At 71.5% G+C, this 16164-nt stretch carries 14 protein-coding genes; 10 read left to right on the forward strand and 4 right to left on the reverse strand.

Features of this window, described 5'->3' with window-relative positions; translation table 11 throughout:
- Window positions 1–3: 3 nt before the first annotated feature.
- Window positions 4–945, reverse strand: coding sequence for a 5'-3' exonuclease (locus tag IPK24_14805; protein MBK8076795.1), 942 nt, complete (start codon window positions 943–945; stop codon window positions 4–6).
- 38 nt (window positions 946–983) lie between these two features.
- On the opposite strand from IPK24_14805, the gene IPK24_14810 reads away from it, so the two are divergent.
- The 3 genes from IPK24_14810 (at window position 984) to IPK24_14820 (ending at window position 3941) form a co-directional block, all read left to right on the forward strand.
- Window positions 984–1442 carry an Lrp/AsnC family transcriptional regulator gene (locus IPK24_14810; protein MBK8076796.1) on the forward strand — a complete coding sequence of 153 codons (459 nt, stop codon included), beginning with the start codon at window positions 984–986 and terminating at the stop codon, window positions 1440–1442.
- A 42-nt stretch (window positions 1443–1484) separates the two neighbouring features.
- The gene (locus IPK24_14815) at window positions 1485–2654 is read left to right on the forward strand and encodes a hypothetical protein (GenBank protein ID MBK8076797.1); all 1170 of its coding nucleotides are present in this window, start codon (window positions 1485–1487) and stop codon (window positions 2652–2654) included.
- Between the two features lie 135 nt (window positions 2655–2789).
- Window positions 2790–3941: a glycosyltransferase family 4 protein gene (locus IPK24_14820; protein MBK8076798.1), complete on the forward strand. Its 1152-nt coding sequence runs from the start codon at window positions 2790–2792 to the stop codon at window positions 3939–3941.
- Here the strand turns inward: IPK24_14820 and IPK24_14825 are convergent.
- Together IPK24_14825 and IPK24_14830 are read right to left on the reverse strand one after the other, a co-directional pair.
- Window positions 3883–6033: an amylo-alpha-1,6-glucosidase gene (locus IPK24_14825; GenBank protein MBK8076799.1), complete on the reverse strand. Its 2151-nt coding sequence runs from the start codon at window positions 6031–6033 to the stop codon at window positions 3883–3885. The genes IPK24_14820 and IPK24_14825 overlap by 59 nt on opposite strands.
- Before the next feature lie 64 nt (window positions 6034–6097).
- A complete protein-coding gene (locus IPK24_14830; GenBank protein MBK8076800.1) occupies window positions 6098–7573 on the reverse strand; it encodes a lysine 2,3-aminomutase in 1476 nt (491 codons plus the stop codon).
- A gap of 181 nt (window positions 7574–7754) precedes the next feature.
- Between IPK24_14830 and IPK24_14835 the strand changes: the two genes are divergently transcribed.
- The gene (locus tag IPK24_14835; GenBank protein ID MBK8076801.1) at window positions 7755–8837 is read left to right on the forward strand and encodes a hypothetical protein; all 1083 of its coding nucleotides are present in this window, start codon (window positions 7755–7757) and stop codon (window positions 8835–8837) included.
- 124 nt (window positions 8838–8961) lie between these two features.
- On the opposite strand, the gene IPK24_14840 is transcribed toward IPK24_14835, so the two are convergent.
- Complete coding sequence (locus IPK24_14840) at window positions 8962–9663, reverse strand: 1-acyl-sn-glycerol-3-phosphate acyltransferase (protein ID MBK8076802.1); 702 nt, start codon at window positions 9661–9663, stop codon at window positions 8962–8964.
- 214 nt (window positions 9664–9877) lie between these two features.
- On the opposite strand from IPK24_14840, the gene IPK24_14845 reads away from it, so the two are divergent.
- The 6 genes from IPK24_14845 (at window position 9878) to IPK24_14870 (ending at window position 16162) form a co-directional block, all read left to right on the forward strand.
- Window positions 9878–11452: a lysine 5,6-aminomutase subunit alpha gene (locus IPK24_14845; GenBank protein ID MBK8076803.1), complete on the forward strand. Its 1575-nt coding sequence runs from the start codon at window positions 9878–9880 to the stop codon at window positions 11450–11452.
- A complete protein-coding gene (locus tag IPK24_14850; GenBank protein ID MBK8076804.1) occupies window positions 11449–12234 on the forward strand; it encodes a cobalamin-dependent protein in 786 nt (261 codons plus the stop codon). Before IPK24_14845 ends, IPK24_14850 begins: the two co-directional genes overlap by 4 nt.
- Window positions 12231–12626: a 3-aminobutyryl-CoA ammonia-lyase gene (locus IPK24_14855; protein ID MBK8076805.1), complete on the forward strand. Its 396-nt coding sequence runs from the start codon at window positions 12231–12233 to the stop codon at window positions 12624–12626. Before IPK24_14850 ends, IPK24_14855 begins: the two co-directional genes overlap by 4 nt.
- A gap of 574 nt (window positions 12627–13200) precedes the next feature.
- A complete protein-coding gene (gene lnt / locus IPK24_14860; protein MBK8076806.1) occupies window positions 13201–14859 on the forward strand; it encodes an apolipoprotein N-acyltransferase in 1659 nt (552 codons plus the stop codon).
- The gene (locus IPK24_14865; protein ID MBK8076807.1) at window positions 14856–15638 is read left to right on the forward strand and encodes a polyprenol monophosphomannose synthase; all 783 of its coding nucleotides are present in this window, start codon (window positions 14856–14858) and stop codon (window positions 15636–15638) included. The genes lnt and IPK24_14865 overlap by 4 nt, the downstream gene beginning before the upstream one ends.
- Window positions 15638–16162, forward strand: coding sequence for an FxsA family protein (locus tag IPK24_14870; protein MBK8076808.1), 525 nt, complete (start codon window positions 15638–15640; stop codon window positions 16160–16162). Before IPK24_14865 ends, IPK24_14870 begins: the two co-directional genes overlap by 1 nt.
- Window positions 16163–16164 lie beyond the last annotated feature (2 nt).

Genomic DNA, 16164 nt, shown 5'->3' on the forward strand with positions numbered 1-16164 from the left:
GGCTCAGCCGCCCGCCAGTGCGGTGACCATGCGAACGATCGAGGAGTCCAGGTTCCACCGGGCGGCGAACGCCACCAGCGCGTCGTGATCGGGCGGGGTGAGCGGCAGCGCGTCGTCCGGCATCGGCAGGTCGGCCTCGCGCACCACCTCGACCACGGTGGGTGCCACGTCGAGATAGCCGGACGCCTCCAGCAAGCGGCGCCGGTTCGCGGGGGACAGGTCGCTGTCCGGCGAGGCCGCCGCTGCCCGCAAGGTGGGCAGATCCCGGTAGCGGGCGATCAGTGAGGCCGCGGTCTTCTCCCCGATACCCGGCACCCCCGGCAGTCCGTCGCTGGGATCACCGCGCAGGGCGGCCATCGCGGCATACCCGGCCCCGTCCGCGACGCCGTACTTCTCGGCCAGACGCGCCTGGTCGACCTCGTCCAGGTTGCGCACCCCCTTGCCGGTGTAGAGCACCCGCACCACTCCGGCGTCGTCGACGAGCTGGAACAGGTCGCGGTCGCCGGTGACCACGTCGACGTCAGCCGTCGCCCCGGCCGCGTGCGCCCGTCGCACCTCGCGAGTGGTCAGCGTGCCCATCACGTCATCGGCCTCGAGCCCCGCCCCGCCCAACCGGGCGATGCCGAGCACCTCGAGCGCCGCGGCGATGATCGGTACTTGGACGTCGAGTGCGTCAGGCGTGATCTCGACGTCCGGCCCGCCCGACGGCTGGACCGGCGCCAACCGGTGCGCCTTGTACGAGGGGATCGCCGCCACGCGGAACGCCGGGCGCCAGTCGTCATCCCAGCAGGCCACCAGCCGAACCGGACGCCGCCGCGTGATCAGCGTGGCGAGCATGTCCAGGAAGCCACGCACCGCGTTGACCGGCGTGCCGTCCGGGGCGGTGATCGATTCCTTGACCCCGAAGAAGGCCCGGAAATAGAGCGAGGCCGAATCGACCAGCATCAGGCGACCATTCATCGGGGCAGCGTAGTCTTCGCGACGTGGAAGAGATCGACCAGCAGATCGTGCACCTGCTGTCCCGAGATGGGCGGATGAGTTTCACCGACCTCGGCAAGGCGACAGGGCTGTCCACGTCCGCCGTCCACCAGCGGGTGCGCCGGCTGGAGCAGCGCGGCGTCATCCGCGGCTACACCATCCTGGTGGACCCCGAATCGCTCGGCCTGCCGCTCACCGCGTTCGTCTCGGTCACCCCGCTCGACCCCGCCGCCCCGGACGACGTCCCGGAACGCCTGGCCGGCCTGCCGGAGATCGAGGCCTGCCACTCGGTGGCCGGGGCGGACAACTACATCCTCAAGGTGCGGGTGGCCACACCGGGGACCCTCGAGACCCTGTTGGCCCGCATCCGCGCCGTGGCCGGCGTCGCCACCAAGACCACCGTCGTCCTGTCGACGCCCTTCGAGGGACGTCCGATCCCCACCGGCGAGGTATCCGAGGGCTGAGCGGGCTCAAGCCGCCCGGGGTGCGTGACGACGTGCACCCACATGGAGTACACGGTCCCGCTGACCCGGCGTGAGGCCCGCCGGGCCGAACGCGAGGCCGCCGAGCGCGCCGGACAGATCGCCACGCCCGACGTCGTGGCGCTCGAGGAGGCGTGGCAGGCGACCTACGAGGCCGCCCAGGAGGCTGCCCGTCAGGCTGCCCGTCAGGCGGCCGCTCACGAGGCTGCGCAGCGCGCCGCCCATCAGGACGCCCAGCAGATGGCCGAGCTCAGCCGAACGCGCTCCGCGCCTGTCCCTCATCCCATTCCCCAGCCCATTCCCCAGCCCGTTCCCCAGCCCGCGACTCGCAGTGATTCCCGGTCTGCGCCGCGGCCCCGATCGGAGGCCATCCGTCGGGCGCCGGCAGAGCCCGAGGACGTCGCGCGCAGTCGCCACCGCGGTCGGCTACGACACCGATCGCGCTCGATGATCCTGCTGATCCTGGTCACGGCAGTCGGCGCCAGCACCTGGGCGCTGCGCAGTGTGCTCTCCGACGGCCCCGTCGACCCCCGTGATCTGGCAGCTCACGCACTGGCCGCCACCTGCCTGTCGGTGGCGGTGCTCTGGCACGGTGCTCAACTCCGCGCGGCCGACCGCGCCTCCGCCGCGGCACTGCTGCCCTGGCTCACCGTCGCCCTGCCACTGGTCACCGACCTCGCCTGGACCGCACGCGACCTGAGCATGCTGGGCCTGACACCGAACCGGTCCGAACTGCTCGCGATGGCCGCCCACCCCGGCTGGGTCGCCGCGGCCACCCTGCTCGCGGCGGACGGCGTCCGATCGACCTGGACCGAACTCACCCGCACCCTCGCCGCCGTCACGCTCGGCGGCACCATGGTGATGATCGCTGTCCGGCCCGACCTGGCCGAGGCACTGCGCGGCTGGCAGCAGGCCCCACTGCGCACGGTCCTGGCGGCGAGCACGGTCAGTGCGGCCTTGATCGCGGCCTCCCAGTTGCCCACCGGATCACGGTGGCCACGAGCGCTGGGGTGTGCCCTGCCGGCCATGGCGCTGGCCATCCTGCCGACCCTGCTCACCGCCCCGGCCGCCCTCCAGCCGGAGCAGCGGTGGACCGTCGTGATCTACCCCCTGGGCTGCCTGGCGGCCGCCTCGCTCGCGGTCATGTTCGCCGCCCTGGGTGAGTTGGCCAGTCGCGCGGCCACCACAACTTGATCTCCTCTTTAGGGTTATTTCGGGGATCAGTGGGGCAAACCTCCGTTTCATGTGCAATGCGTCGCCGGGTCCGCGGCGCAGGACACAGGACGCCGCTCAGCGCGCCGTCCTCATGAACACGGAGGAGACAGTCACGTGCGTATCGGAATGATCGCCGGACCATGGATTCCCGTTCCACCACCGCGCTACGGCGGCAGCGAGGCCGTCATCGACAACCTCGCCCGCGGGTTGCAGCTCGCCGGTCACGAGGTCGAGCTCTTCACCATCGGCAGCTCGACCTGCCCGGTGAGTCGATCCTGGCTGTTCGACGGGCCGGTCGAGCCCATCCAGGACAGCACCTACGAGAGCCTCCACGTCGAGGCGGCCTACCGTGCGCTGTCCGACGTCGACGTGATCCACGACCACACCGTGGTGGGTCCGCTGCTCGCCAGCCACCTCAGCCGGCCGGAGGTGCCCGTGGTCACCACCATGCACGGCCCGTTCGACGACAAGGCCCGCCGGCTCTACTCGCGCCTGCCCGGCCGCGCCCACCTCATCTGCATCTCCGGGCCCCAACGAGCCAGCGCACCCGAGATCCCGGTCACCGCGGTCATCCCGCACGGCATCGACACCACTCGGTACCTGCCCGGCCCCGGGGGCGGCGGCTACCTGGTCTTCGTCGGCCGGATGAACCCGGACAAGGGCGTCCACCTGGCCATCGAGGTCGCCCGCAAGGCGGGCCTGCCGTTGACGGTGATGGTCAAGATGCGCGAGCCGAGCGAGCGGCAGTACTTCGCCGAGGTCGTCGAGCCGCTGCTGGGTGACGACATCACGCTGATGTTCGAGCCGGACGAGAACGTGCGCATCGACCTGGTCGGGCGCGCCGAGGCCCTGATCAACCCGATCGGCTGGCCGGAGCCGTTCGGCCTGGTGATGGCCGAGGCCTTGGCGTGCGGCACGCCGGTCATCGCCCGGCCACACGGTGCCGCGCGTCAGATCGTCGAACCCGGCCTCACCGGCTACCTGCACGACGAGGTGGCCGACCTCGCCGAGGCAGTGGGACGGATCGACCGGATCGACCGGACGGCGTGCCGCCGCGCCGCCGAGGAACGGTTCAGCATGGCGCGGATGGTCGACGACCACGTCCGCCTCTACGAGCGGCTGATCCGGTCCGCCACCGCCGACCGCCCCGCATCCACGGCCATCGCACCGATCGTGATCGACCGGCGCCGCACGGAGCGCCGCCGGATCAACGGCTGGACGGCGGGTCCGGCGGCGGCGGAGCTGTCTCGGCCAGTTGCACGATGAGGTGATCGGGACTGCGGGTCACGGTGCACCTGCCGGTTGCGTCGACGGTCAGCGACAGCTGACCGTCGGCGACCGACAGCCGCTCGATGGCGATCGGCAGCAGGCCGGCCGGTAGCTGCGGAGCGAGAGCGATCCGCCCCGCGGGCACATCCGGTTCGAGCTGCAGCAGACTGCGCAGGAGCAGCAAGGGGGTCGCCGCCGCCCAGGCCTGCGGTGAACACGAGGTCGGGTAGGGCACCGGACCGCTGAAGTCGGACCGATCGAAGCCGCAGAACAACTCGGGCAACCGGCCCCCGAACGCCTCCGCGGCGTCCATCAGGCCGGCGGCCACCTGGTGCGCCTGCGGCACGAAGCCGTAGCGCACCAGGCCCGCCACCACGATCGCGCTGTCGTGTGGCCAGACCGACCCGTTGTGATAGGACATCGGGTTGTAGGCGCCCATGGTCGAGGCCAGGGTCCGGATGCCCCACCCGGTGAACATCGCGGGGGAGACCAGGTGCTCGACCACCTGGGCGGCATGCTCGTCGTCCACGATGCCGGTCCACAGGCAGTGCCCCATGTTGGACGCCAGCGCGTCCACCGGCTGCTTCGCGCCGTCCAGAGCGATGGCGTAGTAGCCGCGCTCGGGCAACCAGAACGCCTCGTTGAAGGCAGCCTTCAGCGCGCGGGCACGCTCGGACCAGCGATGGGCTCCGTGCTCGTCACCGAAGTCGGACGCCAGCGCCGCGCGGGCGCGGAATGCCGCATAGGCGTACCCCTGCACCTCGCACAGGGCGATCGGCGGCTCGGCGATGCGGCCGCCGGCGAAGTTGATGCCGTCCCAGGAGTCCTTCCACCCCTGGTTGGCCAAACCGCGATCGGTCGCCCGGCGGTACTCGACGAACCCGTCACCGTCGCGGTCGCCCTCCCCGATCACCCATTCCAGGGCGCGGTCGGCGAACGGCAGAAGGGCCGTGACCTCCTCGGCGCGCGCTCCCCAGCGCCACGCCTGCTCGAGCAACATGACGAACAACGGCGTGGCATCGGCGCTGCCGTAGTACACGTCGCTGCCGCCGAGCATCAGTTCGGTGGCCAGACCCGCGCGACGTTCGTGCATGATCCGGCCGGGCTGCTCCTCGGTGAGCGGGTTGTCGACCTTGCCCTGCAGCCCACCCAGGGTTTGCAGGGTGCCGACCGCGAGCTGGCGATCGACGGGCAACGCCATCCACGCCGACAGCAGGCTGTCGCGCCCGAACAACGACATGAACCACGGTGCACCCGCCGCCACGGCCACCCGGTCGGGATTTTCCGGGTCGAAGATGCGCAGCACCCCGAGGTCTTCTTGACTGCGGCGCAGAGTGGTGGCCACCCCGGCAGGCCCCTCGAACCGCGGCGCGTGCCGGCGCCAGGCGCTCAGGGCCAGCTCCGGCGAACTCGACCCGTTCGGTTGACCGCAGACGTGTCGCCCCGGAACCGGCACGTCGTCCACCGAGGCCTGCACCTGCAGGCACGCCTCCCACCGACCGCGCCCCGGCACGACGACGTGAAAGGTCAGCACCCCCGGCTGATAGGCCGGAGCCGGGTCGGCGCTCACCCGCACCCCTCGGGAGTGACCCATCCAGCGGTACTCGGCCTGGAACGAGTCGGTCGCCGTGATCCCCACCCGGCCCGCCAGCGGATGGACGCGGTTCTCCTTCACCTCGAACAGGTCCGCGAAGTCCGACTCCACCAGCACGGTCACCGTGCACCCGACCGCCTCGGCGGCGAGGTTCTCCAGCGTCAGGTCCTCGCGCATCCCGTCGCCGATGTAGCGGCGGCGCACCACCAGCAACGTGCTGTCGGCCCGCCCCGGGCGTGGCGGCGTCCGGGACAGGTACACCGCCGAGAACGGGTCCGGCTGGTCGACCGTCAGGCCCTCGAGCTCATGGCCGTCGACCCGTACCTGCCACCGCGACAGGATGCGGGTGTCACGAAAGAACAACCCGTGGACGGCGGGTGGTACCAGGTCGCCGTTGCTCGCACCGATACAGAAGGTCGAGCCCTCGACCAGGGTCACGACGCCGGCATGCGCCAGGGTCGGTGGCTGGCCCCCGAAGGTCCACTGATCCGTCATGCCCCGATGATTCCGGTTTGACCCGACGCCACGCCAGCGACGATCCAGGCCAGGTCTGATCGAGTCAGGCGAGCGTGTGGCTCACCGCGCTCGCCTGGGCCTGGGCCGCGAGCCGGCTGGCAGCCGCCTGCGTGAGGGCATCGGCCTCGACCCGGGCGAGATCGGCGTTCGCCCGCCACCACTGCTGACCGCGCTCGGGCAGGGTGTCCACCGGGTCGTAATAGGGGTAGGTGCGGGTCAGCGCGCCCTCGTCGTCCGCCTCGATCGAGGTGCGGTAGTTCTTGGTCCACTGCGAGATGCCCCGCACCGGGTCGTAGGAGTGCGCCTGGTGTACCCAGCGCTTGCCGACGAACGGCACGTCGCACACGATCCGCGGGGTGGCGAAACCGGGCAGGTAGCCCATGATCCCGTGCTGCAGCTCCTGCGCATGGCCCAGGCTCACCCGCCAGTGCTCACTGAACGGGATCATGTCGCACATGTAGAAGTAGTACGGCGTGATCATGGCGCCGTCCTGCAGCGCGAAGCACAGGTCGAGCAGGTCGTTCACCTCGGCGTTGATGCCACGCATCAGGACGCCCTGGTTGCGGACGTCGCGCACCCCCGCCTCGAGCATGGCCATGGTGGCCTCGGCGACCAGCGGGGTGACCGAGGCAGCGTGGTTGACGTGCGTGTGCACCGCGAGGTTGACCCCGCGCGAGCGCGCTGCCCGGGCGATACGGCCCATGCCCTCGACCACGTCGGGCTGCAGCCAGTGCTGCGGCAGACCCATCAGGGCCTTGGTGGCCAGCCGGACGTCGCGGATGGTGTCGATCTCGAGCAGGCGCATCACGAACGACTCGAGGTTCTTCCACGGCAGGTTCGCCACGTCGCCACCCGAGACCACGACGTCGCGCACCTCCGAGGAGGCCCGCAGGTAGTCGATCATGTGGTCGAGCCGGTCCACCGGCTTGAGGTCGAACTTCAGCTTCGCGACCTGGGGGGTGGAGTTGCCGACCAGGTCCATCCGGGTGCAGTGGCCGCAGTACTGCGGGCAGGTGGGCAGCAGCTCGGCGAGCACCTTGGTGGGGTAGCGGTGGGTCAGGCCCTCGGCCACCCACATGTCGTGCTCGTGCAACGAGTCACGGGTGGCGAACGGATGCGAGGGCCAGGTCGGGTGCCGGTCGGAGAACACCGGCAGCATGTAGCGGCGCACCGGGTCGGCGTACAGGGCCGCCGTGAACGCGGCGCCGGCGGCCGGCATCGGCGAGGTGGTGGCCGGCACCATCGTGTTGATCATCTGCGGCGGTACCAGCATCGACATGGTGGCCCGCTCGGCCTGGTCGCGCTCGAGGTCGGCGTAGAACGCGTCGTCGGCGAGATCACCCAGGACGGCGCGCAGCTGGCGCACGTTCTTGACGCAGTTGACGCGCTGCCACTGGGCGCTGCGCCACTGCTCGTCGGTGACCTCGCGCCAGCCCGGCAATCGGCGCCAGTCGGGCTCGATCAGCTCGGCGCGCCGGTAGACGTACGGCTGGTACGGCGAGCCGCCGCCGGCGGTCAGGGCCGCGGGGGCCACAGTGGCTGCGGGGGCCTCAGCGGGCGCAGAACGCGGAGCGCCGGGAGCGGGCCGGCCCGTCGTGATCTGAGTCATGCGACCCTACTGTACGGGAGAATCTTCTTCTTTTCGATACGCCGACCGTAGAATCTGAGGCACCGATGCTTCAGCGAAGGAGAACATGATGATGACTGGGACCCAGGTCGCATCCTCACCGGTGGGGCTGCACCGGGTGCTCGAGCCCGCCGGAGTGCTCCCTCAGGCCGCCTGGCGACTCGACACCACGCCGCAGCTGCAGCGCGACGAGGTGCGGGTTCGGGTCGAGCGGCTCAACCTGGACGCGGCGAGCTTCCGCCAGCTCTGGGACCGCCACGGCGGCGATGGTGACGCCGTCCGGGCCGAGGTCGCCCAGATCATCGCCACCCGCGGCAAGATGCACAATCCGGTCACCGGCTCCGGCGGCATGCTGGTCGGCACGGTCGAGGAGGCCGGCCCCGACAGCCGGCTCGGCCTGGCGGCGGGGGATCGCATCGCCACGCTGGTCTCGCTCACGCTGACCCCACTGGCGATCAGTGACGGCCTGGCGGCCTGGGACGGACGCAGCGAACAGGTGCCCTGCGACGGTCATGCGATCCTGTTCGGCCGCTCCATCGCGGCGCATCTGCCCGACGACATGCCCGCAGAACTGGCCCTGGCCGTGATGGACGTCTGCGGCGCCCCGGCCCTGACCCACCGCGTGGTCGCCCGCTACGTGGCCCAGGGTCGCCCACCGGTGGTCGCCGTCATCGGGGGCGCGGGCAAGAGCGGATCACTCGCCCTGGCCGCCGCGCGTCGAGCCGGTGCCGGGCGCACCATCGGCGTGGTGCCGGTGCCGGCCGAACGGGAGCGGCTCATCGAGGTGGGGCTGGCCGATGTCGTGGCGCTCGCCGATGCCCGCGACCCGGTGGCCCTGTCCGAGGCGGTGGCGGCGGCCGGTGGTCCGGCCGACATCACGATCGTCTGCGTCGACGTGCCCGGCTGCGAGCACGGCGCCATCCTGGCCACCGCCGACCTGGGCACCGTGGTGTTCTTCTCGATGGCCACGTCGTTCGCCACCGCAGCGCTGGGAGCGGAAGGCCTGGCGGCCGACGTCCAGCTGTTGATCGGCAATGGGTACGCCGCCGGGCACGCGGACTTCGCGCTCGACGTCCTGCGTACCTCGCCCGGTGCCCGGGCACTGTTCGAGTCCCGCCTGGCCAGCCACACAGGCGCCGTCCACCCACCCCGCTGACCACCCTGAAACCCCCACCAAACCTGCTCATGCTCCGCAGGTGACGCACCGCGACACGGTTCTGGCGCGTTGTGGCGTCACCTGCGGAGCACGAGCGGTCCGCTGCGGAGCATGAGCGGGTTTGTCAGGTGGTCGTGGTGGGCTCGTTGGGGTCGGCGGGGGGGTCGTTGTAGGTGTGCGCCAACTCTTGGGGTGACATGGCGGCGATGGCGGCCATGATGGCCTCGGTGATCTCGCGGCGCGCCCTGGCTCCACCGCCGGAGGTCGCGACCGCCTCGACCCAGGGGGTGGGGTCGATGGGTGCGGCGAAGCTGATCTTGACGGGGTGGGGCCGCGGGAAGCGCGCACCGACCGGTTGCACGCCGTCCGTACCGACCAGAGCCACCGGGACGACGGGTGCGCCCGATTCCAGCGCGAGCCAGCCCACGCCGGTGCGCCCCTGGTAGAGCCGGCCGTCCCGCGATCGAGTGCCCTCGGGGTAGATGCCGAACGCCGCGCCCTGGGCCAACACGTCCATGGCCAGTCGCAACGAGGCCATGGCATTGCGCTGGCTGTCACGGTTGACCGGCACCGCATCCACCGCGGTGAAGAAGGCACGATTCACCCAGCCCCGCAGGCCGGTGCCCTCGAAGTACTCGGCCTTGGCCAGGAACCTCACCCGGCGCGGCACCACGAGCGGGATCACCACGCTGTCGATGAAGCTCAGGTGATTGCTGGCGATGATCACCGGACCTGTGGCGGGGATGTGCTCCACACCCACGATCCTGGGCCGCCAGACCAGACGGAAGAACGAGCCGAGCAGCCATCGGGCGATCAGGTAGCCCACCACACCTCCCGGACGAGGATTCAGCCTCGGCACCGGTGCCGGAGGGCGGGCCAACTCTAACCGAGCCGGAGCGGGCGACGTGGCGCTGCACCGGTGGAGCCAGCGGACGGTCCACAATGGATCTGAATCCGCCGCGGGGTGCCGATATTGCGTTGCAGCTAGCTCAAACGTGCAGTTTTTCCGTACGATCGATGGATTGGAAGGAGAAATTTCGATGACTCGTCGATCCTCGGTGATCAGTCTCGACCCCGCGACGGTGCGTCGAGCGCGCACCCTGGCTCGCCGCGCCGGGCGACCCGTCGTCCGGCTGGCGACGGCGCACACCACGGTCTCGGTCGAGCGCGCCACGCTGCGCCTGGCCGGGCTGACCGGCGCCGACACCGAGCGCATCCCCTGGGTGAACCACCTGGTCGATGCCGTGCGCGCCGAGACCGGCCTGGGTCACGGCGTCTGCCTGCCGGTGTGGGACGCCCTGGCCCGAGGCGAGGCCGAGGACCTGCTCACGCTGGCCCAGAAGGCCGCCGCCGGATCGGTGAGCTTCCGCCTGCCCGAGGGCCGGGACGCCGCCCGCGCCGCCCGCACCTCCCGCGCCGCGGTAGCCGGGGGCATCCGGCGGATCGACCGGGCCCGCGGCCAGCGCGACAAGCTGATCGCGCGCCTGGGTGACGCACCGCGCCGTCCCTGGATCTATCTCATCGTCGCCACCGGCGACATCTACGAGGACGTCGTCCAGGCCCAGGCGGCCGCCCGAGCCGGCGCCGACGTCATCGCGGTGATCCGCTCGACCGGGCAGAGCCTGCTCGACTACGTGCCCGAGGGAGCCACCCGCGAGGGGTACGCCGGCACCTACGCCACGCAGGAGAACTTCCGCATCATGCGGACAGCGCTCGACGAGGTGAGTCGCGAGCTCGGCCGGTACGTCCGGCTGACCAACTACGCCTCGGGGCTGTGCATGCCCGAGATCGCGGCGCTGGCCGGCATGGAACGCCTCGACATGATGCTCAACGACTCCATGTACGGAATCTTGTTTCGCGACATCAACCCGATCCGCACCTTCGTCGACCAGCGGTTCTCCCGCCAGATCCACGCCCGCGCCGGGATCATCATCAACACCGGCGAGGACAACTACCTCACCACCGCCGACGCCGTGGACGCCGCCCACACCGTCACGGTCAGCCAGTTGCTGAACGAGTACTTCGCCGCCGAGGCCGGCCTCGAGGCCTGGCAGATGGGCCTGGGGCACGCCTTCGAGATCGACCCTGCGGTGCCGCAGTCGTTCCGGCTGGAGTTGGCGCACGCGCTGCTCGCCCGCACGCTGTTCCCGGACGCCCCGCTGAAGTGGATGCCGCCCACCAAACACATGACCGGCGACGTCTTCCGCGGCTACCTGCTCGACGGCTTCTTCAACCTGGCCGGGGCGCTCACCGGCCAGGGCATCCTGCTGGTCGGCATGATGACCGAGGCCGTCGTCACCCCGTGGCTGTCCGACCGCGACCTCGCGCTGCAGAACGTGCGATACGTGATGGACGCCTGCTCCGGCCTGACCGAGGACTTCCACCCGCCGGCCGACGGCTTCATCGCCACCCGCGCCCGCACCGTGCTCGGCGAGGCGGTCGAGTTGCTGGAGAAGATCGTGGACGACGGCCTGCTGAACGCCATCGGCGACGGCACGTTCGGGCTGATGCGCCGGCCGGCCGATGCCGGCAAGGGACTGGACGGCGTCGAACGACGCGAGACCGGGTATCTCAACCCCGCCCTCGATCTGCTCGCGGAAGGAGCCTCGCGATGACCGCGTCCGGCTCGGTGATCCGGCCCTATGGCGACACCACCGGTGACGGCATGGTGCAGCTGTCGTTCACCCTGCCCGTCCCGGCGGGCAAGAAGGCCGAGGGTGCCGCCCAGCAGTTGGCCCGGGCCATGGGCATGGACCCCGCCCTGGTCGTGCACGCCAAGGCGATGGGGGAGGACTACACCTTCTTCGTCGTCTACGGCCGGGTGAACCACCTGGTCGACCTGGACGCCGTCCACGTCGCCGAACGCGAGTACCCGCTGCTGGCCGCCAAGGAGGTCAACGCCGCGATCCGCACCCGGCTGCGCCGCAAACTGGTCGTGGTCGGCGCCTGCATCGGCACCGATGCCCACACCGTCGGCATCGACGCGATCCTCAACATCAAGGGCTTCGCCGGCGAGAAGGGCCTGGAGTACTACCGCGAGATCGAGGTGCACAACCTCGGCGCCCAGGTGCTGGTGCCCGACCTGGTCGAGCGCGCCATCGCCACTCGGGCGGACGCCGTCCTGGTCTCGCAGGTGGTGACCCAGAAGGACGCCCACCTGCACAACACCCGCGAGATGTCGGCCGCGTTCCGCGAGGCCTACCCGGCCGAGCGGCGTCCGGTGCTGGTCGTCGGCGGCCCGCGCTTCGACGAGGGGGCCGCCACCGACCTCGGCGTCGACCGCATCTTCGGCAAGGGGACCACGCCGGGCGAGGTCGCCTCGTACCTGGTGCACCGCCTCGTCCCGGCCAAGGCCGCCACGGCCGCCCGCACCCGTTCGTCCCGGAGGACCGCATGACCACCGACCCGCGCCTCGGCCTGACCGTCAGCCACCGCCGGTACGTGCCCTACAGCCACGCCCACTACGCCGGCAACCTGGTGGACGGCGCCTACAGCCTGGCCTGTTTCGGTGACGTCGCCACCGAGGTGTGCATCCGATCAGACGGCGACGAGGGCTTGTTCGCCTCGTATTCCGAGGTGACCTTCCACGCTCCCGTGCGCGCCGGGGACGTCCTCGAGGTGACCGCACGCATCGTCCGAGTGGGACGGCGCAGCCGAGAGATCGAGTTCAGCGCCACCGTGCTCTGCCGGGGCACGGCCGACCAGGACGGCGCGAGCGCGGGAGCCGCCGCAGTACTCGACCCACCACTGGTGGCCACCACGGCCCGGGGCACCGTCGTCGTGCCGTGACGGCGGCCATCGCCCGCGACAACCCTGGTCGCACCGTCGCGCACCGTCGCACGTTCGGCGTCCGCCGCATCAGCCGGTCGTCGCCGACACGCCGTCCATCCGTCGAAATCTGGCGGCCCGATGAGCGCGTGCACAACCCTGCTGACCTGCGCTGATCCACGTTCCTGCAGGTCAGCCTCGCGTTGACAGGTCAGCGGGAACGGCTAGGTTCATCGGTGGCCGTCCACCGCTCGCGGACGGCCGCCACGGCCGGAGCGCCGTACACGGTGGGCCAGGGGGCGGGTAGCCACGACTCCGAGGCCAGGCCCCACCGACCACGCTCCGCCGGCTGGCGGCCTGGTGGGCACGGACCGGGCCCGCGTGTCCCGTAGACAACGGGGTCGCCCTCGCACCCGACGAGGTCGATCTCGGACCGAAGGACACCGCGGGCCCGGTCGATCTCTCTCCGGCCGCCAGTTCGGACTACGCTTCCCCGGTGAGCGCATCCCCGGCCGACCTGGTCGCCTCGACGGAGGACGGCACTGCGGCGCGCTCCGCCCTCGTCACCGATCTCGACGACACGTCCCTGGGCCGGCTGCACCCGTACCCGGCCGCCGTCCTCGCGCTGGCAGGTGGCACGACCGTGTGGGCGGCCTTTCCCGGACGCACCCTGTGGTGGCTCGCCCCGATCGGCGTCGCCCTGATCGCCCTCGCGGTACGCGGTCAGGGCCTGCGGCGGGCGGCCTGGCTCGGTCTGCTCGCCGGGTGGGCGATGTTCGTTCCCCTGCTCGCCTGGTCGGGCGTCTACGTCGGCAAGCTGCCCTGGTTCGCCCTGGCCACGTTGGAGGCGCTCTACGTCGCCGGCATGGCCACGCTGACCGCCCCGGTGTGGCGGTTGCTGTCCCGCGCCACGCGCGCGGGGGGCCTGCGCTCACACCTGCTCGGCGCGGGGACGACGGTGCTGGGCATCAGCGGGCTCTGGGTGCTGCAGGAGGCGCTGAGATCGCGGACGCCGTTCGGCGGCTTCCCGTGGGCCCGGTTGGCCTTCTCGCAGACCGACGGGCCGCTGCTCGGCGTGGCCTCGCTCGGCGGCGCGCCGGCGGTCAGTGCCCTGGTGGCCCTCATCGGCGGCTGCCTGGCCGTCGCCCTGACCGCCCTGGCCGCGCTGGCCCCGCTCGCTCGACGCGCCCCTCGCACCGACCGTCAGCTGATTCCGGCGGCCACGGGCGCCGTCCTGGCCGTCGCCGTCCTGGCCGTTCTCGCCGCGGCCGCCATCCCGCGGCCCACGGACGGCGTCCGCGACGTGCAGGTGGCGGCGGTGCAGGGCAACGTGCCGGTGCCCGGACTGGACTTCAACGCCGAACGCCGGGCCGTCCTGGACAACCACGCCCGGGCCACCACGGCGCTCGCCGACCAGGTCGATGCCGGGACGGCGCGCCGTCCGGACGTCGTGCTCTGGCCCGAGAACGCCAGCGACATCGACCCCACCCGCAACCCGGATGCGGCCATGGTGATCCGGACCGCGGTCGACCGGATCGGTGTCCCCGTGGTGGTCGGCGCCGTGCTGCAGGAACCGCCTGGTCATCTCTCGAACGTCTCGATCGTGTGGGGTCCGAGCCTGCCGGCGCCCGGCACGCCCGCTCTGGGCTCACCGGGCGCGGTGACACCGGGCAAGGGGGAGTTCTACGTCAAGCGGCACCCGGCGCCGTTCGGCGAGTACATGCCGTATCGCTCGTTCTTCCGCATCTTCAGCGACAAGGTCGACCTGATCACCCGCGACTTCGTCGCCGGCACCCGCCCGCCGGTGCTCACTGCCGGGGGAGTACGCCTGGGCGACATCATCTGCTTCGAGGTGGCCTACGACGACCTGGTGCGCGACGGGGTGCGACGGGGGGCCGAGGTGTTGCTGGTGCAGACCAACAATGCCACCTTCGGGTTCACCGACGAGAGCGTGCAGCAGCTGGCGATGTCGCGGCTGCTGGCCGTGGAGTCCGGCCGCGCCGTGGTGCACATCTCGACCGTCGGCGTCAGCGCCCTGATCGCGCCGGACGGCCGCCTGATCCAGCGATCCGGCCACTTCACCACCGAGGTGCTCCAGGCAGCGATACCGGTCCGCCACGCGCAGACCGTCGCCACCACCGTGGGAGCCTGGCCGGAGGGCCTGCTCGCCGTGGCCGGTCTGCTGCTCGCGGTGGCCGGATGGCGCCCCCGTCGGCGCCCGGCACCCGTACCCGAATCGGAGGAGCCTGCATGAGCGAGGCCACGCGCCGTCCGTTGGTGATCATCCCGACGTACGACGAGCGCCAGAACCTGCCGAAGATCGTGCGGCGGGTGCGCGAGGCCGCCCCGCAACTGCACATCCTGGTCGCCGATGACAACAGCCCGGACGGCACCGGCGTGCTCGCCGATGGCATGGCCGCCGCCGACGACCACCTGCACGTGATGCACCGCCCCGGCAAGCAGGGCCTGGGAGCCGCCTATCTGGACGGATTCCGGTGGGGGATCGAGCGCGGTTTCGACGTGCTGATCGAGATGGACGCCGACGGGTCCCACCCGCCCGAGCGCCTGCCCGCGATGCTGGATCGGATCGAGGCCGGGGCCGATCTGGTGATCGGCTCGCGCTGGGTGGCGGGCGGCTCGGTGGTCAACTGGCCGCGGCGGCGGCTGGTGCTGTCGCAGGGCGGCAACCTCTACACGCGGCTGGCCCTGGGCATCCCGGTCCGCGACGCCACCGCCGGCTTCCGGGCCTTCCGAGCCGAGGCCCTGCAGCAGATGCGCCTCGAGGACGTCGAGTCCCAGGGGTACTGCTTCCAGGTCGACCTCACCTGGCGCGCCGTCCGAGCCGGGCTGCGGATCGAGGAGGTGCCCATCACCTTCGTCGAGCGCGAGCACGGCACCAGCAAGATGAGCCAGTCGATCGTGATCGAGGCGTTGTGGCGGGTCACCCAGTGGGGGGCGCGGCGCCGGTTCGAGCGGCTGACCGGACGAGACCGGAGCGGACGGACCGAGCCGAGCGGCTCCCGGACGACCTGATGCGCCCGCGCACGCTCGCCGCCATCGCCCTGACCTGGCCAGTGCTCGAGCTGGCGCTGCTGATCCAGGTGGGCCAGCGGATCGGGGTCGGGCCCACCCTGCTGATCCTGCTCGCCTCCAGCGTGCTCGGGGTGAGTGTGATGCGCCGGGCGGGGCGCGGTGCCCTGGCCGATCTCGCCGAGGCCGGCCGTGCCGGTGGTGTCACCACGATCACGGCCGACGGCCCGGTGAGCACACCCCGATCACCCGGCGAACGGCTGGTGACGGCGCTGGCCGGTGTCCTGCTCACCGTGCCCGGGTTGTTGGGGACCATCGCGGGGCTGGTGTTGCTGATCCCGGGCGTTGGCCGGCTGGCATCAGCCGGGGCGTCGCGACTGGTGCGCCGACGCATCGCGGCGGCCGGCCCGCAGGCCCGGGTGAGGGTGATCTCGGTGGATCCGATGCCCCCGACCACCGCAGCCGATCCGGACAGCAGAAGGCCCGCCATCACGGATCGTGATGGCGGGCCCTCCGACGAGGCGTGAGG

This window comes from Kineosporiaceae bacterium (genome assembly GCA_016713225.1).
GTDB lineage: Bacteria > Actinomycetota > Actinomycetes > Actinomycetales > Kineosporiaceae > JADJPO01.